Origin of the sequence: Psychrobacillus sp. FSL K6-4615 (assembly GCF_038008225.1) — a bacterium.
GTDB classification, from domain to species: Bacteria; Bacillota; Bacilli; order Bacillales_A; family Planococcaceae; genus Psychrobacillus; species Psychrobacillus psychrotolerans.
On sequence record NZ_JBBOYQ010000001.1, the window covers coordinates 2980969 to 3004432 of the forward strand.

The window sequence follows — 23464 nt, forward strand, 5'->3', positions numbered from 1 at the left end:
ATATTGGGTCTTCTAGATTGGTTAAGGTAAATAAGTGACCATCTCTTCTAAACCAGGGTTTGTCGGTATAAAACTGATCCATGTTTGACCAGGTACTAGTTTAGCAGGAACTCCATTTTCCATCGGCATCAGAATTCCATCGATATTCTCCCATTCGATTTCTTTCATAATACCTGCTTGAAAAATATACGCTCTTCCTCCATCATTTAAAGATAACTGACGGCGACCTGAACTATCAATAATTTTGTGCGGAATTTCCATGCATATTATATTGGCAATTTTAACAGCTTTGTCTGTCTCTTTATCTATTGTCAGAGCTCCAGCGGTCTCACGCTCATATAAACCTTCGTCTGAAATATACGTATATTCGTTTTCAAAAGTGGAGCCTGCACCGTAATGTATAGAAAAATTAGATACTGGATTCCCAATCTTTATCCCTTCAAAAGAGTCGAAGAAAGAAAACCTTGGTATTTTAGTAATCTCCATCGAAGCCTTTACTTTTTCTGCACCTGCTAATACTTTATCTTTTGATATATACGAATTATGCGGTGCTTTTCGCTCCCTCGATCGTTCGAATAATATACCGTCGTATTGCATTCCGTTTATGTTATCAACTACTCTAGAACTTAGCATACTTTGAGCATCAGGACTATATCCATGTGCAACATAAAATGCATCTAGCCCTCTAGCAATATCAACAAAGTAGTCTCTAGCACTTCTAACTGGGCCCATTTTTTCTGGAATCTCACTTTGATAAACTGCTAAAAATCTTGTTACATTACCTTCTGCTAACATTTCGTAAATAATATCTGCTTTTGCAATTCCTGACTGTGGACGTGCAAGCGGATGATTGTTTATAGTGACTAGAATAGGTCTTTGTGTCAATTCTTTCTCTGATCCAACACCTGTGAAAGGTGCTGTGAACGGCAATACTACTTCCTCTTCTGTCTCTACAACTTCTTCCCCGACTTCCTCTATTGTATCGTCTACTGGATTAACCTCTTCTGTTCCTTTCTCTTTATCGGAACAAGCTACAAGAAGTACACTAGCTAACATTAAAATTCCCCACTGTTTGAACACAACTTACGTCCCCCTACCTCATTAATGCTGGAAACAATACTTGTTTTTTCATCACATCGAAAATTCCTTTTTGCGTTATCCTTACATACGGTAAGTGTGTTGCTTGAAGGAATAACAATGTGTAAATAGCATCCCCATGCTTAAATCCTCTAGCTGCTAGTTCTCTTTTTAAAACTAGTTCCTCTTCTATTAAATCTTCTACTGGCTTATTAGATAATACTCCACCTATCGGGAGTTGGACAGAACAAATGATTTGTTCATCCTCCACAATAACAATTCCACCATTCATTTTTTTTACTTCCCGGAAAGCTTGTTGCATACTTTCTTTGTTCTTCCCGATCAATAAAATATCACCCGTATTAGAGTATGAAGAGGCGAAGCCCATTAGTGAAGTTGCAAAGCCTTTAATAAGTGTTGAAACTTTCCACTTTCCTTTGCGATCTATTAACAAAAGAAAACTTTCATCATGATTTTTGGATAATTCCATTTCAGTCGTATCATGGCTAATGGAATAGGGTTTGGTAATTACATCATTTACCATTTCTATCCCAAATGGCATAGAGAACTGAAAATCAGCTTCCGAAACGTCAAATGACAAGTTTAGATCTGGTATAGATGACCAATTGATTGGATCAAGCGCCCTCGTTTTTTGTTGTTCTTTTTTTAGCCAAATTCCTTTGGAAAGTACACTTAAAGGTACTGGACTGTGTTCATCCTTTAAGAAATTGAGATCTGCATAGCGCCCTGTTGCAATCACCCCATGTAGATTAGACATATTATAATACTTTGCCACATTAAAGGATGCCATCAAATAGGCGTCAATCGGTTTTACACCTGCATCTAGTGCAACTTGAATACATTTATCCATAACTCCATCTATATGAAAAGAAGGTGTTGCTCCATCTGTCGTCATCATTAAGTGATCAAAAATTTGAAGATCCTTTTCCAAAATATCCTTTAATAGTTGTGGAAGATCAGGACGTATAGACGAATGACGGAGAGTTACTGCATATCCCTGTAGAATTCGTCGTTCCACTTCTTCAATGGTCATTGCTTCATGATCTCCGTCTGCTCCTAACAAACGCATTCTTGCAAGCGTGCGCTCGGAAGCTCCAGGAAAATGGCCTTCAATTTTCATACCGTTTGTCTTAGCCTGTTGCATCCAATAGAGCATTTGATCATCTCCAGAAAGCAAACGAGGCCATCCAGTCAGTTCACCACCCATAATGACATCCGAACGCTCAATCCATTCTCCAATCGTCTTAGAGGTAAATAATTCTTCTTCATTCTTTAACTCAGTTTGCGAATCAAAACGCGCCCACCAATAGAAGGAAAATGGCAGTTCTTTCAGTTCGTCCATTAATGAAAACGCTTTCTTATTTTCAAGCATCAAGAACAATGTTAAGTTATCCGCTATAAACGTAGTCGTTCCCAATTGCGCTGCATAATCTGCAAATGTTTGTGGATTATAAAGTTGGAATGGATGTACGTGAGGCTCAATATAGCCAGGTACTATTTTTTGACCAGTTGCATCATATACCTCAGTTTGGTCGGAAACTAGTGGCATTTCAGAACCCGTATAAACAATTCGATCTTTCACTATCCATATGTTTCCTGTGATCCACTTTTTTAAATGACTATGCAAAAAAGTTGCATTAGTAATTACTATATCAGGAGACTTTGTTCCATTGACCACATCAATCTGATGCCTTATTTCTTCAATTTTCCAAATGGGATATTGCATTGCATCCATTCTCCTTTCTTTTTGTTTACTCATAAAAATAATATTAGCATAGTACTTTAGTAAAGCAAAGTACTGAATTCTATTTTTGGTAATTCTTACAGGAAAGTTAGGAAATAGGAACCTAAAACCAATATAGAAAAACAGGCAAAGAAAAACATCAGTTTTTTCTTTGCCTGTTCAGCAATTATTGAAATGTACGCCAACCAATATCTTTTCGATAGAAGAGACCATCCCATTCTAACTTAGTGAGACCTGAATAAACTTTTTGTTGCGCTTTCTTTATAGAAGACTCCCTTGCTGCTACAAGTATGACACGTCCGCCATTAGCAATAAAATCTTTATCATCTGCTTTTGTACCAGCATGAAAAACGAATAATCCAGTGTCTGTTAATGTCCCTAGATCTGGCAGCTTGGCTCCTTTTTTCACGTCAGTAGGGTAGCCCTCTGATGCAATTACAACTCCAAGCATCCCCTCGTCCGACCATGATAGTTCAAACGGATTTTCATTCATCAAAGCTATCATAAACTCTCCAAAATCACTTGTCATTCGGGGTAATACCACTTGTGTCTCTGGGTCTCCAAAACGGGCATTGAACTCGATCACTTTTGGTCCTTCGCTTGTTAAAATAAGACCAGCATATAGAATACCTGTAAATGGAATTCCTTCTTCTGTCATCGCTTTAACGGTAGGAACTACTACAGTTTCATAAGCTATATCAACTATGTCCGAGGAGATTTGCGGAACTGGGGAATAAGCACCCATTCCTCCCGTGTTAGGTCCTTTATCTCCATCATAAGCTCGCTTGTGATCCTGTGCGATAACCATTGGATGAATTTGGCCTTTATGTACAAATGACATAAAGGAGAATTCTTCCCCTTCCAAATACTCCTCAATGACCACACGTGATGAGGATTCTCCGTATAATTGGTTGCCGATCATGTCTTCCACCGCTTTGTTCGCTTCATCCACAGTCATAGCAACAACTACACCTTTTCCTGCAGCAAGTCCATCTGCTTTCACAACGATGGGAGCACCTAACTTCTCAATATATTCCTTTGCTTTATCTACTTCTGTAAAAGTTTCATATGCAGCAGTAGGAATATTATATTTATCCATAATTTCTTTTGCAAATGCCTTACTACCCTCAATTTGAGCCGCAGCTTTTGTTGGTCCAAATATACGTAAACCTTCTGCTTCAAAATAATCTACAATACCCGCTGCCAGTGGTTGCTCCGGTCCAACGAATGTTAAGTCGACTTTGTTCTCCTTTGCGAAGGTTGCTAGCTCTTCAAAGGCCAACGCATCAATAGACACAATCTGAATACCACCTGACATACCGTCATTACCTGGAGCTACAAATACATTTTCAACTGAAGGTGAATCTATGAATTGTTGGGCGATTGCATGCTCACGACCCCCACTACCAATTACAAGAATATTCATCTAGCAATTCCTCCTTAGTGTTTGAAATGACGTACGCCAGTGAATACCATCGCAATCCCATACTCATTTGCTTTGTCGATTGAATCTTGGTCTTTCACTGATCCACCTGTTTGAATAATAGCTGTAATTCCTGCTTTAGCCGCCACTTCCACCGTATCATTCATTGGGAAGAATGCATCTGAAGCAAGACCTGCTCCTTTTGCACGTTCTCCAGCTTGCTCTAAAGCAATTTTAGCTGAGCCTACGCGGTTCATCTGTCCTGCGCCGACACCAATAGTCATATCTTCTGTAGCTACTACAATTGCATTAGATTTTACATGTTTCACTACGCTCCAACCAAGCTCTAATGCTTTCCATTCTTCCGCGGTCGGCTCTCGGTCTGTAACGACCTTCACATCTGCCTCTTTTAATCCGAACGTGTCAGGAGACTGCACTAATAATCCACCTTCTACAGATACAGTATTCCATGCATCTTTTTTCGTTTGTTCGTAAGAAATTGTGAGCAAGCGAATGTTCTTCTTCGCCGTTAACATTGCAATTGCATCATCGGAGAATGAAGGAGCAATAACAATTTCTAAGAAAATGCCAGCCAATACTTTAGCGGTTGCTGCGTCTACTTCACGGTTTAAGGCAACGATTCCTCCGAAAATAGATGTTGAATCCGCTTCATAGGCTTTATTGAATGCATCTGAGATTGTTTCGCCGGTACCAACACCACATGGGTTCATATGTTTTACCGCTACTGCAGCTGGAAGCTTAAATTCTTTTACTATTTGAATCGCAGCATTGGCATCTTGGATATTATTATAGGATAGTTCTTTCCCATGTAATTGAGTAGCAGAAGCTACAGAAAAATCAGATCCAAGTGGTCGTTTGTAAAACGCTGCTTGTTGATGCGGATTTTCACCGTAGCGTAATGATTGCTTACGTTCATATGTAAGTGTTAATAGTTCTGGGAATTCTTCTCCAGTTAAGTCAGTCATATAGCCAGCAATCAACGCATCATAAGCAGCGGTGTGGCGGAATACTTTTGCAGCCAGTTTACGACGCGTTTCTAGTGTCGTCTCACCAGTTTCTTTTAACTGAGCAAGTACTTCCTCATAGTCAGATGCATCCGTTACAACTGTTACATACTGATGATTTTTCGCTGCAGAGCGAAGCATTGATGGACCACCGATATCAATATTTTCGATAGCATCTTCAAACGTCACATCTGACTTAGAAATTGTTTCACGGAAAGGATATAAATTAACACAAACTACTTGAATAGGAGTTATTTGATGCTCTTCTAATTGTGCTTGATGAGAAGCGTCGTCATGCTTTGCCAATAAAGCCCCATGTATCATTGGGTTCAATGTTTTTACTCGACCATCCAAAATTTCTGGAAAGTTTGTCACTTGGTCTACTGATGTAATTGCCACACCATTTTGTTCTAAAAATGCTTTGGTTCCACCAGTTGATAAAATTTCATAGCCAAGTAGTTCCAACTCTTTTGCAAACTCGAGAATTCCTGATTTATCTGAAAGACTAATTAACGCACGTTTTGACACCATAATTCCTCCTTAAATTGGTAGTTCTAGTTGTGTTCCTATTATTATAAATAACTACTTCATTACGCCTGCATTAGCCGAAATGCCCTCCCATAACGAAAAACAAATCAGCTACAGTGCAAGTTAAATAGATATTTTCCGTTTTGTGAGTAACCCTATAATTTACCGACAAACAGTTGCTGCAATGCCTTCGGATACAAAGCATGCTCTACTGCATGAATTCGTTCTTCGGTTTGTGCTCTATTGCCTTCTACTACTTCTACTGCTTGCTGAGCTATGATTGTTCCAGTATCCATTCCTGCGTCCACATAGTGAACCGTTACGCCAGTCACCTTCACGCCGTGATCCATTGCCTGTCCGATAGCGTCTTTCCCAGGAAAGGCTGGTAATAGCGAAGGATGGATGTTGATAATTCGATTGGGAAATGCTGCTAGCAATACATCTCCGATCAGTCGCATATATCCAGCGAGCACAATCCACTCTACATCTAACTCTCGTAGTTTTTCTAAAATCAGTTGCTCATACACTGCTTTGGAAGAAAAACCGGCAGGCTTAATAGCAAGTACTTCCATACCCGCTTTCTCGGCACGTTCTACTATTAAAGCTCCTGGCTTATCTGTCACTACTAGAACAGCTTCACCAGGGAGTTTTCCTTCCTGCACTGCATCGTTGATAGCTTGAAAGTTCGTACCGCTCCCTGATGCAAATACAGCAAATTTTGTCATTCCGGTCATTACACTAAACTCCCGTCATGTGCTCCGTTGAAAATAACACCTTCACCTTTCACTACACGGCCAATCGTATATGCTTTTTCTCCGTGGGCTTCCGCAATTGCAATTGCTTTTTGCGCCTCTTCACCTGATAGTGCAAGTACAAAGCCTATCCCCATATTAAACACATTGTATAAATCACGGTCTTCTAACTTACCTTTTTCTTTTAACAAATCAAATACAGAAAGCACTTCCCATGAACCAAGTTTAACTTCCACAGCTAACCCTTCAGGCATCATACGCGGTAGATTTTCATAAAAACCTCCACCCGTCACATGTGCCATCCCGTGGATAGAAAGCTCGTTATGCATTTCCATTACTGGCTTCGCATAGATTTTCGTTGGTGTTAAAAGGGCTTTACCAATTTCGCCTAACGTTTCATATCCTTCTACAACATCCTTTGGAGAATAGCCTTGCTCTTCAAAAACAATTTTACGTACTAGTGAATATCCGTTTGAGTGAACACCGCTAGAAGCGATACCTACTAGTACATCACCTTCTGTAATATTCTCCCCTGTAACGATTTTTGATTTTTCGCATGCTCCAACCGCAAATCCAGCAAGATCATATTCGTCTTCCTCATAAAGACCAGGCATTTCGGCTGTCTCTCCCCCGATTAATGCTGCTCCAGACTGTACACAGCCGTCAGCCACACCTTTAACGATTTGTTCAATTCGTTCAGGAACTGCTTTACCTACTGCTACGTAATCTAAGAAAAATAGAGGCTCCGCACCTTGTGCAACGATATCATTCACACACATTGCTACACAGTCTACGCCGATTGTATCGTGTGAATCTGTCATAAACGCAAGCTTTAGCTTTGTTCCAACACCATCTGTTCCAGATATCAAAACAGGTTCCTTATAATTCAAGGAAGACAAATCAAACATTCCACCGAAACCACCGAAAGTACCCATGATACCTTTTCTAGCTGTGCGCTCGACATGTGATTTCATTCTTTGCACGGCTTCATACCCAGCTTCAATGTTCACGCCTGCTTTTTCATATGCTTTTGACATGTAAAATCCTCCTATCGAACAAGCTCTTTTTCATGTGGTAATTTCGTATCCGCATAGATACTAGTTGGATATTCTCCAGTGAAACATGCTAAACAATGTCCACAATTTTTTTCCCCATCTGATCTGCCAATTGCCTCTACCATTCCTTCAACCGATAAGAATGTTAACGAGTCTGCTCCAATCAGTTCACGCATTTCATCAATTGTATTATTAGCAGCAATAAGCTCAGAATCCGAGCTTATATCAATCCCATAAAAACATGGATTTTTTAATGGTGGGGAACTTATAACGACATGAACCTCTGTCGCCCCAGCATCCTTCAGCATTTTCACAATACGACGTGAAGTTGTCCCACGAACAATTGAATCATCTACCATGACTACTCGTTTTCCTTTTACAACCTGACGTACTGGTGAAAGTTTCATCTTCACCCCACGCTCCCGTAAGTCCTGTGAAGGTTGGATAAACGTTCTACCCACATAACGATTCTTTATAAGACCTAACTCATAAGGAATACCTGTAGCTTCTGAAAAACCAATAGCAGCAGAAATACTGGAGTCAGGTACGCCTGTTACAACATCTGCATCAATTGTCAATTCTTTCGCAAGTTGCTTACCAAGACGTTTTCTAGCCATATGAATATTAATGCCATCAATATCTGAATCTGGACGAGAGAAGTAGACATATTCCATCGTACAAATAGCACGGTCTTTTTTCTCTACATAACGCTCTGAACGGCAACCTTCGTCATTTATTATTAATAACTCCCCTGGATCAATCGAGCGAACTAGCTCTGCACCTATCAAATCGAAGGCACTTGTCTCAGAAGCTACTACATAAGCACCATCTAACATTCCTAAAGAAAGAGGACGCATGCCCTGTGGGTCCTGCGCTACATACATCGCGTGTTCCGTCATAATGACAACGGCGAAAGCTCCATCCAATAAACGTAAAGCTTGTTTGGCACGATCCTCGAAAGAAGCAAGATTACTCTTCTTCAACAAATGGGCAAGTACCTCCGTATCCGAAGTCGTTTGGAAAATACTACCTTGCTGTTCTAAATTACGTTTTAAACGTGTAGCATTTACAATATTCCCATTATGAGCAATCGCAAGGCCACCAGTAGTTGAGTTGAACAACAAAGGTTGGACATTTTCAATTCCTGAGCCGCCGGAAGTAGCATAACGCACATGCCCTACTGCAGCATGACCTTCCAATTTCTCTAACTTGCCATTATTAAATACATCGTTTACTAAACCTTCGCCTTTTACTGCGCGTAGCCTAGTACCATCTGTCACAATAATTCCAGCACCTTCTTGCCCTCTATGCTGAAGTGCATGTAATCCGTAATAACTCATGGCTGCAGGATTTGGATGACCCCAAATACCGAAAACACCACATTCTTCGTTTAAGCCTCTGAGTTCAGCAAGCATGGTATTGCTCCTTTCCAAGCGGAACGGAATTCATCAACAGAACCGCTAATCCAAGTAGTTCCATCTTCATGTGAGATTACTAAATTATTAGACTCAGTTACTCTACCAATTTGTACTGCATCTGCTACGATTTCTTCAAATTTACTAGCATGTTCAGCTTTTACCGTGACGATAAAGCGTGATTGAGATTCACTAAATAATGCACTTGTAGCTGATCCAGTAATAGTTACTTCAACTCCAAGACCATTTGCACCGAAAGCTATTTCAGCTAAAGCTACTGCAAAACCACCTTCAGAGATATCATGCGCAGATTGTACAACACCAGATTTAATAGCTGTTAAAAGAGCTTTTTGACGAGTCACTTCTACTTCAAGGTCGATAGATGGAGCAAGCCCAAAAATACGTTTTTCCACTAATTTTTGTAGTTCCGATCCACCAAACTCTGTTTTAGTTTCCCCGATTACATATACAACATCTCCAGCTTGTTTCACTGATTGGGTTGTTACATGTGCAAGATCATCTACAAGTCCGACCATCCCAATTGTTGGTGTAGGGTAAACCGCAGTTCCACTACGTTCGTTATATAACGAAACGTTCCCACCAATAACAGGTGATTCTAATGCAATACAAGCCTCTGAAATACCGTCTGCAGATTTCTCAATTTGCCAGAAGATTTCTGGGTTTTCTGGGTTACCAAAGTTCAAACAGTCTGTAATAGCAAGTGGCGTTGCACCTGAACAAACGATATTACGAGCTGCTTCAGCTACTGCAATCTTCCCACCTGTTACTGGGTCTAGATAGATATAACGAGAATTACAATCCGTTGTCATAGCAAGTCCTTTATTCGTCCCCCGAACTCGAACTACTGCAGCATCTGAACCAGGGGTTACTACTGTACTTGTGCGTACTTGGTAGTCGTACTGATCATAAACCCATTCTTTAGAAGCAATTGTTGGTTGTTGAAGTAGATTTAGTAAAGTCTCTTTGTAGTCCGAAATTACAGGCTCTACATTTTCCATTGCTTGAAATTCCGTATAGTATGCAGGTACCGACGATGGTTTATAGTAAACTGGTGCTTCTTCTGCAAGTGCATCTGCAGGTACATCCGCTACTACATCTCCGTTATGAATTAATCGAAGCATTTTATCGCCTGTCACTTTACCAACCGCTACACAATCTAAGTCGTACTTTTCAAAGATTTTAACAATCTCCTCTTCACGACCTTTTTTTACAACGATTAACATGCGTTCTTGTGATTCTGAAAGCATCATTTCGTATGCTGTCATCCCCGTTTCACGCTGGGGTACGAAGTCTAAATTCATCTCTATACCGAAGCCAGCTTTTGAAGCCATTTCCGCAGATGATGAAGTTAACCCTGCTGCTCCCATATCTTGAATACCAATTAACGCATCTGACTTAATCACTTCTAAACAAGCCTCTAATAGAAGTTTCTCCATAAAAGGATCCCCAACTTGAACTGCAGGGCGCTTTTCTTCAGAAGCTTCAGTTAATTCTTCCGATGCGAATGTTGCTCCGTGAATGCCGTCACGTCCAGTTTTAGCTCCAGCATACATGACTGTGTTACCTTCACCTGCTGCAATTCCTTTTTGAATATCCTCATGATTGATCAGACCTACACACATTGCGTTAACCAGTGGATTTCCTTCGTAACAGTCGTCAAATTGAATCTCTCCGCCAACTGTTGGAATTCCGATACAGTTACCATAACCCGCAATACCAGCTACTACTTCTTCAAATAAATATTTCACACGTGGAGTCTTCAGTTCTCCAAATCGAAGTGAGTTCAGCAATGCAATTGGACGAGCTCCCATCGAGAAAACATCACGGATAATACCGCCTACGCCTGTTGCAGCTCCTTGATAAGGTTCAATTGCAGATGGATGGTTGTGGGACTCCATTTTAAATACAACTGCTTGACCATCGCCAATATCAACAATTCCAGCACCTTCACCCGGTCCTTGTAAAACATGCTTCCCTTTTGTAGGAAACTTACTTAATACCGGTTTAGAGTTTTTATACGAACAATGTTCTGACCACATAACTGAAAATAATCCGGTTTCTGTATAATTCGGTAAACGACCAAGAATTTTCTCCACCATTTCAAATTCTGAATCAGACATTCCCATTTGAGCATATATCTTTTGTTCTTTAATTTGCATTGGATTTGGTTCAAGCATGACTGACATGAGTTTCCCTCCACTGTTTCACTATTGATTTGAATAACGCTAGTCCATCTGATCCACCTATAAGATCATGTACTGCACGCTCTGGATGTGGCATCATACCAAGGACATTCCCTTTTTCATTTACAATACCTGCAATGTCCTCAATGCTTCCATTAGGTCCTTCAAAAGCGTATTTAAAAACAATTTGGTTATTCTCTTTTAATCTAGTAAGTGTTTCATCGTCACAATAATAATTTCCTTCGCCATGGGCAATTGGAATTTGGATTATTTCGTCTTTTTTATAGCCAGTTGTAAACTGTGTAGCGTTATTTACTACTTTTAACTCTACGGTACGGCACATGAATTTTAAGTTTTTGTTGCGCAGAAGTGCTCCAGGTAACAACCCAGCTTCCGTTAATACTTGGAACCCGTTACAAATACCTAGAATTGGTTTACCTGCCTCAGCTGCCTTCACCACTTCAGACATTACATTCGATTGGTTGGCCATAGCTCCACAACGCAAGTAATCCCCATAGGAGAACCCTCCTGGCAATAAAATACCATCAAATTCGCTCAAATCCTTTGCATCATGCCAAACGTACTCTACTCCTTCTCCAAGTTCATCTTTGATCGCATGATACATATCTAAATCACAGTTCGATCCAGGAAATACGATTACTGCAAACTTCATTTGCTTACAGCCTCCTCAACTTCAAAACGATAGTCTTCAATCACTGTATTTGCTAGAAGCTTTTCACACATTTCCTTTACTACTGTATCTATATCACGAATTCCCTCTTCAATCTGAAGTTCTAAAAACTTCCCAATACGAACATCCTTTACTTCGCTGTATTCCATTGAATGAAGAGCTCCCATCACTGCAGAACCTTGTGGATCTAAAACACTTTCACGTAACGTCACATACACTTTAACTTTTTTCATTTTGATAATCCTCCTAGGCGGGAAAGTATTATTTCATAAACTTCTGTTAAGCTTCCTAAATTACGTCTAAACACATCTTTGTCTAGTTTGTTATTTGTTTTGTCATCCCACAATCTACAAGTGTCGGGAGAAATTTCATCAGCAAGTAAGATTTCTCCATTTGCCGTTTTTCCAAACTCCAATTTAAAATCGATTAGGGTAACACCTATTTCTTTGAAAATGGGCTGAAGCACTTGATTGATTTCCAGTGCTTTAGTTTGAAGAGTATCTATTTCCTCCGGTGTAGCAAGTGCAAGTAATTCTATATGAGCATTTGTGAGTAGTGGATCTCCTAGTTCATCGTCTTTGTAGTAAAATTCCACGATGGTATGCTTTAAAGGTGTACCCTCTTTAATTCCTAATCTCTTTGATAGACTTCCAGCTGCGATATTACGGACTACTACTTCAAGTGGAATGATATCCACTTTGCGAACAAGCTGCTCATTGTCTGAGATTTGCTCTACAAAGTGGGATTCAATTCCTTTACTTTTTAACTGTTCAAAAAGAATCGTTGTGATTTTATTGTTTAAAATGCCTTTTCCATCAATATCTTCTTTTTTCTCACCGTTAAATGCTGTAGCACTGTCCTTATATGACACAAACAATATATTTTCATCATCTGTTTCAAATAATTGTTTTGCTTTACCTTCGTATAGTAGGCGACCCTTTTCCACTTTCAATTCCCCCTAATCAATTTAAAGCTTAGTTAAGTCCTAAACGTTCAAAAATCATATCTACATGTTGAATGTGATAGTTATAGTCAAAGCAATCATCTAGCTCTTCTTTTGATAATAGAGAAGTAACTTGCTCATCTGCATCTACAAAAGTGCGGAATGCAGTTTGAGACTCCCATGCTTGCATAGCAAGTGGTTGAACAGTATCATATGCTGTTTCACGAGCTAACCCTTTATCTATTAATGCTAGTAATACACGTTGGGAGTAGATTAATCCTAAAGTGGAATCCATATTACGTTTCATGTTCTCTGGGAATACTGTTAAGTTTTTCACGATATTACCAAAGCGGTTTAGCATATAGTTCAAGGCAATTGTTGCATCTGGTAAAATTACACGTTCTGCAGATGAATGAGAGATATCTCTTTCATGCCATAATGCAACATTTTCATATGCTGTCATCATATATCCTCGGATAAGTCTTGATAGCCCAACCATGTTCTCAGAACCGATAGGATTCCGTTTATGTGGCATTGCAGAAGATCCTTTTTGACCTTTAGAGAAGAACTCCTCTACTTCGCGAGTTTCTGATTTTTGTAGACCGCGAATTTCTGTAGCAAATTTTTCGATAGAAGTAGCAACTAATGCGATAACACTTAAGTATTGTGCATGACGGTCACGTTGTAATGTTTGTGTAGAAATTGGTGATGCAGCTAAACCTAACTTTTCACATACATATTGTTCAACAAATGGATCGATATTCGCATACGTTCCAACAGCACCTGACATTTTACCAGTTTCAATTACTTTTGCAGCAGCCTCAAAGCGCTCTAGGTTACGTTTCATTTCTTCTGTCCAAAGTGCTAACTTTAAACCAAAAGTAGTTGGCTCTGCATGAACACCATGTGTACGCCCCATCATTACTGTGTATTTATGTTCTTTTGCTTTGTTTTCTAAGATTTCGATGAAGTTTTCAATATCTTTTCGCAAAACAACATTTGCTTGCTTAATGATATAAGAAAGAGCTGTATCTACTACATCTGTTGAAGTAAGACCGTAATGAACCCATTTACGCTCTTCTCCTAAAGTTTCTGATACGGCGCGAGTGAACGCTACTACGTCATGTCTTGTTTCTTTTTCGATTTCTAATATACGTTCTACATCGAAGGAGGCATTTTTACGAAGGAGAACTGTATCTTCTTTTGGAATATCTCCAATCTCTGCCCAAGCCTCACAAGCTAGAATTTCTACCTCTAACCATGCATTGTATTTATTTTGTTCTGTCCATATTGCTCCCATTTCTGGGCGTGTGTAGCGTTCTATCATTTAACTTCCTCCTAATTTATAACCAAATTTTAGATTGTTCTATTTCGTTTAAAGTGTCTTCAATATTAGTCGATAGGATGGTGACATGTCCCATCTTTCTATTCTCTTTCGCTTCGCTTTTGCCGTATAAATGAACCGACCAGTTAGGATACTTAGAAAGATTGTTTGTAACAGGTATTACATGCTGACCTAATATATTCACCATAACTGTTGATGTCCAAAGTTTTGGCTTTCTAAGTGACCATCCGCAGATAGCTCTTACATGTTGATGAAACTGAGAAATATTACATGTTTCAATTGAGTAGTGGCCAGAATTATGTGGTCTAGGTGCCAATTCATTTATTATGATTTCATTGTTCTCTAAAACAAACATTTCAACCGCAAGCGTACCAATTAAGTTTAAATGGTTGGCAATTTTCTCAGCGGCCTCTATTGCTTTTGTAGTAAGTGTTTCATCGATTCTTGCTGGCACAATCGTTTCATGCAATATATGATTTACATGAATATTTTCACCAATCGGCAAACAATACGTTTCTCCACTTCCATTACGCTGTACAATGACGGATATCTCTTTTGTAAAGGGAACAAAGGATTCAGCGATACAGGCGGAGTGAGCAAACAAAGATTTGGCTAAGGATAATTGCTCTTTTGTTTGAATTATTTGCTGCCCTTTGCCATCATATCCTCCGCGAGAGGTCTTAACTACACAAGGGAAGCCCACTCTATCAATTCTTTGCTCTAACTCTTCATACGTGCTAGCTTCGACAAATTTCGCAATAGCTACACCAGCCGACTGAATTTCTATTTTTTCTAGAATACGATCCTGCGTAATTCTCACCAGTTCCGCTCCTTGGGGAACATACGCAATTTCTGATAGCCTCTTCAACCCTGTATAATCAATATTTTCAAACTCATAAGTTATAACATCACTTACTTCTGCTAACTCCTCTAACGCCGTTTCATCATCATACGGGGCAACAATTTGTATATCGGAAACCTGCCCGCAAGGAGAATCTATCGTAGGGTCTAAAACCGCCACCTTAAATCCTGCTTCCCTAGCAGCTAGTGCCATCATACGACCAAGTTGGCCTCCACCAATAATTCCTATAGTCTGTCCTGGATAGATTACTTTTGTCATTGAAGTTCACCATTACTTTCAAGAACTTTGTTTCTCGTATCTTCTCTTCGCTTTTCAAGACGTTCTGCTAACTCATCATCTGAGATAGAAAGGATTTGAGCGGCAAGCAATCCAGCATTTGTAGCTCCTGCTTTACCTATTGCAACAGTTGCCACCGGTACTCCACCAGGCATTTGAACAATCGATAATAATGAATCTAATCCGTTTAGTGCTTTAGATTGAACGGGCACCCCGATTACCGGAAGTGTTGTCTTAGCCGCAACCATACCTGGTAAATGCGCTGCACCTCCAGCTCCTGCAATAATCACCTGTATTCCACGTGATCTCGCTTCCTCTGCATATTCAAACATTAAATCTGGAGTACGATGTGCCGATACTACGCGTTTTTCAAACGGTATATGCAGTTCCTCAAGAATTTCGCAGCTATATTTCATCGTCTCCCAATCGCTTGAGCTACCCATAATCACACCAATTTTTGTATTCATTGTTATCGTCCCTTCTGTCAGATTCACCTCGGCATCGAAACTAAAACTCTGAAGATTATATCGAGCATAATAGATTAACCTAAGGCTTATATGTTGTAAGCATAAAAAATTCCCCAAATAAACTACTCTCTCTATGAAAGAAAAGCAGTTTACTTAGGGAACATAATTGCCCAGTTTGTGTCAGGGAAAACATAAACAAACACACCCTTTTGCATTATCCATAAGTCGCTTTCCCTCATAGTCCAGTCATTACGGTGACTTGGTAGAGACGCTAAAGCCAATCCTTTAGCATATATGGGGATATAATCGTCTATTTCTATTCATATTTTAACAACTTATACGAAGAACGTCAACGCTTAAATACGAACGATTAATTTTCAGATAACTTTATTGTTCGGTTTTAGGAGTAATTACAACAATTATGTTTCTTTAATTCCTTTTAACATAATTAATTGTCTTACTGGTACAGGGGGACCACCTTCAACCTCTGCAAAAATTGGCTCTTCTCTCCGTCCAGCAATTTGATAACCATCTTCAGTCATTCTGTCTATACACTCTGAAATAGTTTCATTCTCTTCCACTTCAAACCATTTTGTTTCTTTCTTCATTTAAACAGTTTTCCCTTCTTTAAAGATTTCACCCAAAATCCGCCGTGAATTGACTTGGGTTCATAGGCGATTATGAAAATACCCGGATCAAGATCTTTCAGTCTAGTATACAGTTTTAACTCATATTTCCTTGGTGTTAGTATTTGAAGAGCTTGTCTCTCACCTTGTCTACCATTCGCATGCCAATCTGTAACTCCATATCCTTCATCTCTCAATATTAAAGGTAAGTTTAGTTTAGTGTCTGTAGAGATTGCATTTACCATAATATACCCTAGTGCCATTTTTTCTTCAATTTTCGTTCCAATAATAACTCCAGTACCATACCCAACTGCATAAGCAACCAAGTTTTGGATTTCATTTAAGTTATCTAATACTAGACCTAGTCCCACTATATAAATTACCGTTTCTACCATACTTATAAGTGCGGCGATATAACGGTATCCTTTTAATGTAAGAATCATTCGCAAAGTAAAGAAAGTAACATAAACAATATTAATAGAAAAAATAATGATTATCATTAAAATTGGAGATACATCCATTTCATCAACTCCTAACATATGTTGTTCTTCATTATCGCATATAGTGTCGCAATTTCAAGGAATTAAAGCTTTTAGCTGAAATTGTATTCCTTTATTATAAAGTTAAAATTTACAATATTCTGATGACATATTATACAAAAGATAGTACAATACACTAATTGGGTGAAGTGTGGATTTGAAATTGTTTTAGTTCATAAATACTGTTAGAGAATATCACCAATTTCTAGGGGGATCAGTCAATGCATGGACAATTTAGAAAAAGATATACACAAACAACACAAGAACAAAAAATGTATGCAGTACAAGAAGTTCTAAAAAACGGAAGAGGACGTAAAGAGGTAGCAGATGAATTGCACGTAAGCGTCAATTCAGTTACAACGTGGATTAGAAAATATAAAGAAGATGGGAAAAATGCGCTCTCTCCATATTCTCAAGAAGAAATAAGTCGTCTCAAGGAAATTGAAAAAAAGTATAATGAGCAACAAAAAATGGAGTTACTTAAAAAGCTTCCTATTTATATTCACTTAAAAAAGCTTTCATATCCCAGAAAACTCAAGAATCTTTGAAATTTTCATATGCTTCATTTATGAAAGTAGGGAGTGAATTTCATAAAATATAAAATTAATTTTCTTACTTCTTTATATTCAAAAAAAGTCTAATAAGTTGCTATTGAATTAAACTTAGTGCCGACTTTTTATATGGCGTCTAGTGATGTCATACTCTTACAAAGACCTGTGCAAGAGTTTAATCGGCCGTGGCTAAAACTTATGATGGCATAATATGTCTAGATTTTTATCGTTAGGGCTCTCTTTTGATTCTCCGGTATAATATACCTCTGAGCATCTCTTCCTTACATTCTTGAGATTTGCCCCTCTTTTTTACGCTTACTTTACCGTGAAAAATGCAGTAATAGTATAAAAATGAGAGAAATCACAGTGGGGTTTCTCTTTTTTTTGCTAAAGGGGCGTAGTTGGAAGTTTGAGCTGTTTACTTGGAATAGTAAAAAATCACCACAAAAAAGAGCACCAAAAATAGCCTCGCCAGGTATTGTAGGTAACGAGTACCTAAGCCTTTCTTAATTGCGCATGTTAAAGAAAAAGGATATCAAACTTCCTTGTTCCTAGTTGCAAATAGTGAACTTTTCCCTTTGGATAAGTGGGAGAAAAATATCTATAATCACAAAAAAGTCGTTACCGATATAACTCGGTAACGACTTCTTTTTGGTGCCCAGCGACGTCCTACTCTCACAGGGGGAAACCCCCAACTACCATCGGCGCTGAAGAGCTTAACTTCCGTGTTCGGTATGGGAACGGGTGTGACCTCTTCGCCATCATCACTAGACTCTTTCGGCTTCCAATACACATCGTACTTCTTCGTCAACTTCATTCGTTCGGTCAGTCACATACGGTAGTATGCTCCTTTCCTCTCTCAATTGTTTCCTCGAATTACTCGTGTCTTGAAACCCTCATGTAAACTAGAGTGCTTGTTCACTCAAAACTGGATAAACGACATTGTTACGTTAAACAAAATTTGGTTAAGTCCTCGATCGATTAGTATTCGTCAGCTGCACGTGTCGCCACGCTTCCACCCCGAACCTATCTACCTCATCGTCTTTGAGGGATCTTACTTACTTGCGTAATGGGAAATCTCATCTTGAGGGGGGCTTCGTGCTTAGATGCTTTCAGCACTTATCCCGTCCACACATAGCTACCCAGCGATGCTCTTGGCAGAACAACTGGTACACCAGCGGTGTGTCCATCCCGGTCCTCTCGTACTAAGGACAGCTCCTCTCAAATTTCCTACGCCCACGACGGATAGGGACCGAACTGTCTCACGACGTTCTGAACCCAGCTCGCGTACCGCTTTAATGGGCGAACAGCCCAACCCTTGGGACCGACTACAGCCCCAGGATGCGATGAGCCGACATCGAGGTGCCAAACCTCCCCGTCGATGTGGACTCTTGGGGGAGATAAGCCTGTTATCCCCGGGGTAGCTTTTATCCGTTGAGCGATGGCCCTTCCATGCGGAACCACCGGATCACTAAGCCCGTCTTTCGACCCTGCTCGACTTGTAGGTCTCGCAGTCAAGCTCCCTTCTGCCTTTACACTCTTCGAATGATTTCCAACCATTCTGAGGGAACCTTTGGGCGCCTCCGTTACACTTTAGGAGGCGACCGCCCCAGTCAAACTACCCGCCTGACACTGTCTCCTACCCGGGTTACGGGTATGGGTTAGAATTTCAATACAACCAGGGCAGTATCCCACCGACGCCTCCTCCGAAGCTGGCGCTCCGGGCTCTAAGGCTCCTGCCTATCCTGTACAAGTTGCACCAAAATTCAATATCAAGCTATAGTAAAGCTCCACGGGGTCTTTCCGTCCTGTCGCGGGTAACCTGCATCTTCACAGGTACTATAATTTCACCGAGTCTCTCGTTGAGACAGTGCCCAGATCGTTACGCCTTTCGTGCGGGTCGGAACTTACCCGACAAGGAATTTCGCTACCTTAGGACCGTTATAGTTACGGCCGCCGTTTACTGGGGCTTCAATTCGCACCTTCGCTTGCGCTAAGCACTCCTCTTAACCTTCCAGCACCGGGCAGGCGTCAGCCCATATACTTCACCTTACGGTTTTGCATAGACCTGTGTTTTTGCTAAACAGTCGCCTGGGCCTATTCACTGCGGCTCTTCTAGGCTATGAACCCAAAAGAGCACCCCTTCTCCCGAAGTTACGGGGTCATTTTGCCGAGTTCCTTAACGAGAGTTCTCTCGCTCACCTTAGGATTCTCTCCTCGACTACCTGTGTCGGTTTGCGGTACGGGCACCTTTCACCTCGCTAGAGGCTTTTCTTGGCAGTGTGAAATCAGGAACTCTAGACATACGTCCTCGCCATCACAGCTCAATGTTAAAGAATGCGGATTTGCCTACATTCACACCTTACTGCTTGGACATGCATAACCAACAGCATGCTTACCCTATCCTTCTGCGTCCCCCCATTACTCAAACGGTGGTTTGGTGGTACAGGAATATCAACCTGTTATCCATCGCCTACGCCTATCGGCCTCGGCTTAGGTCCCGACTAACCCTGAGCGGACGAGCCTTCCTCAGGAAACCTTAGTCATACGGTGGACGGGATTCTCACCCGTCTTTCGCTACTCATACCGGCATTCTCACTTCTAAGCGCTCCACCAGTCCTTCCGGTCTGACTTCAACGCCCTTAGAACGCTCTCCTACCACTGATACCAAAGGTATCAATCCACAGCTTCGGTGATTTGTTTAGCCCCGATACATTTTCGGCGCAGCGTCACTCGACCAGTGAGCTATTACGCACTCTTTAAATGATGGCTGCTTCTAAGCCAACATCCTGGTTGTCTAAGCAACGCCACATCCTTTTCCACTTAACAAATACTTTGGGACCTTAGCTGGTGGTCTGGGCTGTTTCCCTCTTGACTACGGATCTTATCACTCGCAGTCTGACTCCCAAACATAAATCATTGGCATTCGGAGTTTGTCTGAATTCGGTAACCCGGGATGGGCCCCTAGTCCAAACAGTGCTCTACCTCCAAGATTCTAACGTTTGAGGCTAGCCCTAAAGCTATTTCGGAGAGAACCAGCTATCTCCAGGTTCGATTGGAATTTCTCCGCTACCCACACCTCATCCCCGCACTTTTCAACGTGCGTGGGTTCGGACCTCCAGTAAGTGTTACCTTACCTTCATCCTGGACATGGGTAGATCACCTGGTTTCGGGTCTACGACCACATACTCATTCGCCCTATTCAGACTCGCTTTCGCTGCGGCTCCGTCTTCTCGACTTAACCTTGCATGGGATCGTAACTCGCCGGTTCATTCTACAAAAGGCACGCTATCACCCATTAACGGGCTCTAACTACTTGTAGGCACACGGTTTCAGGATCTATTTCACTCCCCTTCCGGGGTGCTTTTCACCTTTCCCTCACGGTACTGGTTCACTATCGGTCACTAGGTAGTATTTAGCCTTGGGAGATGGTCCTCCCAGATTCCGACGGAATTTCACGTGTTCCGCCGTACTCAGGATACACTCAAGAGAGAATGAATTTTAGACTACGGGGCTTTTACCCTATCCTGCGGACCTTTCCAGATCGCTTCGTCTAACTCATTCCTTTGTAACTCTATGTAGAGTGTCCTACAACCCCAAAAGGCAAGCCTTTTGGTTTGGGCTATTCCCGTTTCGCTCGCCGCTACTCAGGGAATCGAATTTTCTTTCTCTTCCTCCAGGTACTTAGATGTTTCAGTTCCCTGGGTGTGTCTCAGATGCGCTATGTATTCACGCAAATGTACTGCTCCATTACGAACAGTGGGTTTCCCCATTCGGAAATCTCCGGATCAAAGCTCACTTACAGCTCCCCGAAGCATATCGGTGTTAGTGCCGTCCTTCGTCGACTCCTAGTGCCAAGGCATTCACCGTGCGCCCTTATTAACTTAACCTAAAAGTTAAAAAGTCTTACACGTCGTGATTACGTAAATAATCACAACAGAATTTCTTGTTGTTTATTGTTTCAATGTCGTTTTATCCAGTTTTCAAAGAACAAGCGTTGAATCTTCATATAAAATGAACATTCAAAACTGAACTGCAAAACGTTAAGATACGAATAAATATTCGTATTCCGATATTATCCTTAGAAAGGAGGTGATCCAGCCGCACCTTCCGATACGGCTACCTTGTTACGACTTCACCCCAATCATCTGTCCCACCTTCGGCGGCTGGCTCCCGTAAGGGTTACCCCACCGACTTCGGGTGTTACAAACTCTCGTGGTGTGACGGGCGGTGTGTACAAGGCCCGGGAACGTATTCACCGTGGCATGCTGATCCACGATTACTAGCGATTCCGGCTTCATGTAGGCGAGTTGCAGCCTACAATCCGAACTGAGAACGGTTTTATGGGATTTGCTCACCCTCGCGGGGTTGCGACCCTCTGTACCGTCCATTGTAGCACGTGTGTAGCCCAGGTCATAAGGGGCATGATGATTTGACGTCATCCCCACCTTCCTCCGGTTTATCACCGGCAGTCACCTTAGAGTGCCCAACTAAATGCTGGCAACTAAGATCAAGGGTTGCGCTCGTTGCGGGACTTAACCCAACATCTCACGACACGAGCTGACGACAACCATGCACCACCTGTCACCGCTGTCCCCGAAGGGAAAAGCCTATCTCTAGGCCGGTCAGCGGGATGTCAAGACCTGGTAAGGTTCTTCGCGTTGCTTCGAATTAAACCACATGCTCCACCGCTTGTGCGGGCCCCCGTCAATTCCTTTGAGTTTCAGTCTTGCGACCGTACTCCCCAGGCGGAGTGCTTAATGCGTTAGCTGCAGCACTAAGGGGCGGAAACCCCCTAACACTTAGCACTCATCGTTTACGGCGTGGACTACCAGGGTATCTAATCCTGTTTGCTCCCCACGCTTTCGCGCCTCAGCGTCAGTTACAGACCAGAAAGCCGCCTTCGCCACTGGTGTTCCTCCAAATCTCTACGCATTTCACCGCTACACTTGGAATTCCGCTTTCCTCTTCTGTACTCAAGTCCCCCAGTTTCCAATGACCTTCCACGGTTGAGCCGTGGGATTTCACATCAGACTTAAAGGACCGCCTGCGCGCGCTTTACGCCCAATAATTCCGGACAACGCTTGCCACCTACGTATTACCGCGGCTGCTGGCACGTAGTTAGCCGTGGCTTTCTAATGAGGTACCGTCAAGGTACGAGCAGTTACTCTCGTACTTGTTCTTCCCTCACAACAGAGTTTTACGATCCGAAAACCTTCTTCACTCACGCGGCATTGCTCCATCAGACTTTCGTCCATTGTGGAAGATTCCCTACTGCTGCCTCCCGTAGGAGTCTGGGCCGTGTCTCAGTCCCAGTGTGGCCGATCACCCTCTCAGGTCGGCTACGCATCGTCGCCTTGGTGAGCCGTTACCTCACCAACTAGCTAATGCGCCGCGGGCCCATCCTGTAGTGACAGCGAGATGCCGTCTTTTAACATCTCCCCATGTGAGGAAATGGATTATTCGGTATTAGCCCCGGTTTCCCGGAGTTATCCCAATCTACAGGGCAGGTTGCCCACGTGTTACTCACCCGTCCGCCGCTAAATCAGAAGAAGCAAGCTTCTTCGTCATTCGCTCGACTTGCATGTATTAGGCATGCCGCCAGCGTTCGTCCTGAGCCAGGATCAAACTCTCCATAATAGTTCACTTCCAGTATGCAGAGCACATTGAAAGCGAACAAATTAGAACTAGTTTAAAAGCTCATTTTGTTTTGCTGGCATCATCATTAAATGATGTCCAAAATTGTTTTGCTCTCATCCTAACAAGTTAGTTGAAAGCTATGTTTCTTAACGTTTTGCATGTTCAGTTTTCAATGTTCATGTTGTTTAAGTTGTCGTCTTGTTTCAGCGACCTTTGTATCTTAACACCCTTTTGCTACCTTCGTCAACAGCTTTTTGTAAAGTTGTTGTGTAAAATATAA

The 23464-nt window shown here is 41.5% G+C and carries 17 protein-coding genes, 3 rRNA genes and 1 riboswitch; of the genes, 1 reads left to right on the forward strand and 19 read right to left on the reverse strand.

Features of this window, described 5'->3' with window-relative positions:
* Positions 1-21: 21 nt before the first annotated feature.
* From MKX53_RS14980 to MKX53_RS15055, 16 genes are all read right to left on the reverse strand, one after another.
* The gene (locus MKX53_RS14980; RefSeq protein WP_340912247.1) at positions 22-1080 is read right to left on the reverse strand and encodes a DUF3048 domain-containing protein; all 1059 of its coding nucleotides are present in this window, start codon (positions 1078-1080) and stop codon (positions 22-24) included.
* Positions 1081-1093: 13 nt separating this feature from the next.
* On the reverse strand, positions 1094-2824 hold the full coding sequence (locus MKX53_RS14985) for an adenine deaminase C-terminal domain-containing protein (protein WP_340770244.1): 1731 nt from the start codon (positions 2822-2824) through the stop codon (positions 1094-1096).
* 184 nt (positions 2825-3008) lie between these two features.
* A complete protein-coding gene (gene purD / locus MKX53_RS14990; protein ID WP_340912251.1) occupies positions 3009-4268 on the reverse strand; it encodes a phosphoribosylamine--glycine ligase in 1260 nt (419 codons plus the stop codon).
* Positions 4269-4282: 14 nt separating this feature from the next.
* Entirely contained in the window at positions 4283-5818 is a 1536-nt protein-coding gene (purH, locus tag MKX53_RS14995; RefSeq protein ID WP_340913376.1) for a bifunctional phosphoribosylaminoimidazolecarboxamide formyltransferase/IMP cyclohydrolase, read from the reverse strand.
* A 155-nt stretch (positions 5819-5973) separates the two neighbouring features.
* Complete coding sequence (gene purN / locus MKX53_RS15000; protein ID WP_340912253.1) at positions 5974-6552, reverse strand: phosphoribosylglycinamide formyltransferase; 579 nt, start codon at positions 6550-6552, stop codon at positions 5974-5976.
* The gene (purM, locus tag MKX53_RS15005) at positions 6552-7607 is read right to left on the reverse strand and encodes a phosphoribosylformylglycinamidine cyclo-ligase (protein WP_340912256.1); all 1056 of its coding nucleotides are present in this window, start codon (positions 7605-7607) and stop codon (positions 6552-6554) included. Before purM ends, purN begins: the two co-directional genes overlap by 1 nt.
* A gap of 11 nt (positions 7608-7618) precedes the next feature.
* Positions 7619-9040 (reverse strand): amidophosphoribosyltransferase, encoded by a 1422-nt coding sequence (gene purF / locus MKX53_RS15010; RefSeq protein WP_340912259.1) that lies wholly within the window; start codon positions 9038-9040, stop codon positions 7619-7621.
* Complete coding sequence (gene purL / locus MKX53_RS15015; RefSeq protein ID WP_340912261.1) at positions 9016-11247, reverse strand: phosphoribosylformylglycinamidine synthase subunit PurL; 2232 nt, start codon at positions 11245-11247, stop codon at positions 9016-9018. The genes purF and purL overlap by 25 nt, the downstream gene beginning before the upstream one ends.
* Complete coding sequence (purQ, locus tag MKX53_RS15020) at positions 11231-11917, reverse strand: phosphoribosylformylglycinamidine synthase subunit PurQ (RefSeq protein ID WP_340912263.1); 687 nt, start codon at positions 11915-11917, stop codon at positions 11231-11233. Before purQ ends, purL begins: the two co-directional genes overlap by 17 nt.
* Positions 11914-12168, reverse strand: coding sequence for a phosphoribosylformylglycinamidine synthase subunit PurS (gene purS, locus MKX53_RS15025; protein ID WP_340912266.1), 255 nt, complete (start codon positions 12166-12168; stop codon positions 11914-11916). The genes purQ and purS overlap by 4 nt, the downstream gene beginning before the upstream one ends.
* The gene (purC, locus tag MKX53_RS15030; protein WP_340763493.1) at positions 12165-12881 is read right to left on the reverse strand and encodes a phosphoribosylaminoimidazolesuccinocarboxamide synthase; all 717 of its coding nucleotides are present in this window, start codon (positions 12879-12881) and stop codon (positions 12165-12167) included. Before purC ends, purS begins: the two co-directional genes overlap by 4 nt.
* 28 nt (positions 12882-12909) lie before the next feature.
* The gene (gene purB, locus MKX53_RS15035) at positions 12910-14205 is read right to left on the reverse strand and encodes an adenylosuccinate lyase (RefSeq protein ID WP_211895466.1); all 1296 of its coding nucleotides are present in this window, start codon (positions 14203-14205) and stop codon (positions 12910-12912) included.
* A 16-nt stretch (positions 14206-14221) separates the two neighbouring features.
* Positions 14222-15343 (reverse strand): 5-(carboxyamino)imidazole ribonucleotide synthase, encoded by a 1122-nt coding sequence (gene purK, locus MKX53_RS15040; protein ID WP_340912267.1) that lies wholly within the window; start codon positions 15341-15343, stop codon positions 14222-14224.
* Complete coding sequence (purE, locus tag MKX53_RS15045; protein ID WP_093538034.1) at positions 15340-15828, reverse strand: 5-(carboxyamino)imidazole ribonucleotide mutase; 489 nt, start codon at positions 15826-15828, stop codon at positions 15340-15342. Before purE ends, purK begins: the two co-directional genes overlap by 4 nt.
* Before the next feature lie 218 nt (positions 15829-16046).
* A riboswitch (purine riboswitch) is annotated at positions 16047-16146 on the reverse strand.
* 101 nt (positions 16147-16247) lie between these two features.
* Positions 16248-16436: an NETI motif-containing protein gene (locus tag MKX53_RS15050; protein ID WP_093538033.1), complete on the reverse strand. Its 189-nt coding sequence runs from the start codon at positions 16434-16436 to the stop codon at positions 16248-16250.
* Complete coding sequence (locus MKX53_RS15055; RefSeq protein WP_340912269.1) at positions 16433-16975, reverse strand: DUF2179 domain-containing protein; 543 nt, start codon at positions 16973-16975, stop codon at positions 16433-16435. Before MKX53_RS15055 ends, MKX53_RS15050 begins: the two co-directional genes overlap by 4 nt.
* Positions 16976-17214: 239 nt before the next feature.
* Between MKX53_RS15055 and MKX53_RS15060 the strand changes: the two genes are divergently transcribed.
* Positions 17215-17541 carry a transposase gene (locus MKX53_RS15060; protein WP_093538031.1) on the forward strand — a complete coding sequence of 109 codons (327 nt, stop codon included), beginning with the start codon at positions 17215-17217 and terminating at the stop codon, positions 17539-17541.
* Positions 17542-18200: 659 nt separating this feature from the next.
* Here the strand turns inward: MKX53_RS15060 and rrf are convergent.
* From rrf to MKX53_RS15075, 3 genes are all read right to left on the reverse strand, one after another.
* Positions 18201-18316, reverse strand: a 5S ribosomal RNA gene (gene rrf / locus MKX53_RS15065).
* A 189-nt stretch (positions 18317-18505) separates the two neighbouring features.
* Positions 18506-21434 (reverse strand): 23S ribosomal RNA (locus tag MKX53_RS15070).
* 195 nt (positions 21435-21629) lie between these two features.
* Positions 21630-23184 (reverse strand): 16S ribosomal RNA (locus MKX53_RS15075).
* Together the 16S, 23S and 5S rRNA genes form the textbook arrangement of a ribosomal RNA operon.
* Positions 23185-23464 lie beyond the last annotated feature (280 nt).

Bases quoted from the DNA above. Each gene is read 5' to 3' on its own strand.
- purE (WP_093538034.1), bottom strand. From the start codon at position 15,828: ATGAATACAAAAATTGGTGTGATTATGGGTAGCTCAAGCGATTGGGAG.
- purM (WP_340912256.1), bottom strand. From the start codon at position 7,607: ATGTCAAAAGCATATGAAAAAGCAGGCGTGAACATTGAAGCTGGGTAT.
- purS (WP_340912266.1), bottom strand. From the start codon at position 12,168: ATGAAAAAAGTTAAAGTGTATGTGACGTTACGTGAAAGTGTTTTAGAT.
- purB (WP_211895466.1), bottom strand. From the start codon at position 14,205: ATGATAGAACGCTACACACGCCCAGAAATGGGAGCAATATGGACAGAA.
- MKX53_RS15055 (WP_340912269.1), bottom strand. From the start codon at position 16,975: ATGGATGTATCTCCAATTTTAATGATAATCATTATTTTTTCTATTAAT.
- purN (WP_340912253.1), bottom strand. From the start codon at position 6,552: ATGACCGGAATGACAAAATTTGCTGTATTTGCATCAGGGAGCGGTACG.
- purL (WP_340912261.1), bottom strand. From the start codon at position 11,247: ATGTCAGTCATGCTTGAACCAAATCCAATGCAAATTAAAGAACAAAAG.
- purF (WP_340912259.1), bottom strand. From the start codon at position 9,040: ATGCTTGCTGAACTCAGAGGCTTAAACGAAGAATGTGGTGTTTTCGGT.
- MKX53_RS14985 (WP_340770244.1), bottom strand. From the start codon at position 2,824: ATGCAATATCCCATTTGGAAAATTGAAGAAATAAGGCATCAGATTGAT.
- MKX53_RS15050 (WP_093538033.1), bottom strand. From the start codon at position 16,436: ATGAAGAAAGAAACAAAATGGTTTGAAGTGGAAGAGAATGAAACTATT.
- MKX53_RS15060 (WP_093538031.1), top strand. From the start codon at position 17,215: ATGCATGGACAATTTAGAAAAAGATATACACAAACAACACAAGAACAA.
- purQ (WP_340912263.1), bottom strand. From the start codon at position 11,917: ATGAAGTTTGCAGTAATCGTATTTCCTGGATCGAACTGTGATTTAGAT.
- purK (WP_340912267.1), bottom strand. From the start codon at position 15,343: ATGACAAAAGTAATCTATCCAGGACAGACTATAGGAATTATTGGTGGA.
- purD (WP_340912251.1), bottom strand. From the start codon at position 4,268: ATGAATATTCTTGTAATTGGTAGTGGGGGTCGTGAGCATGCAATCGCC.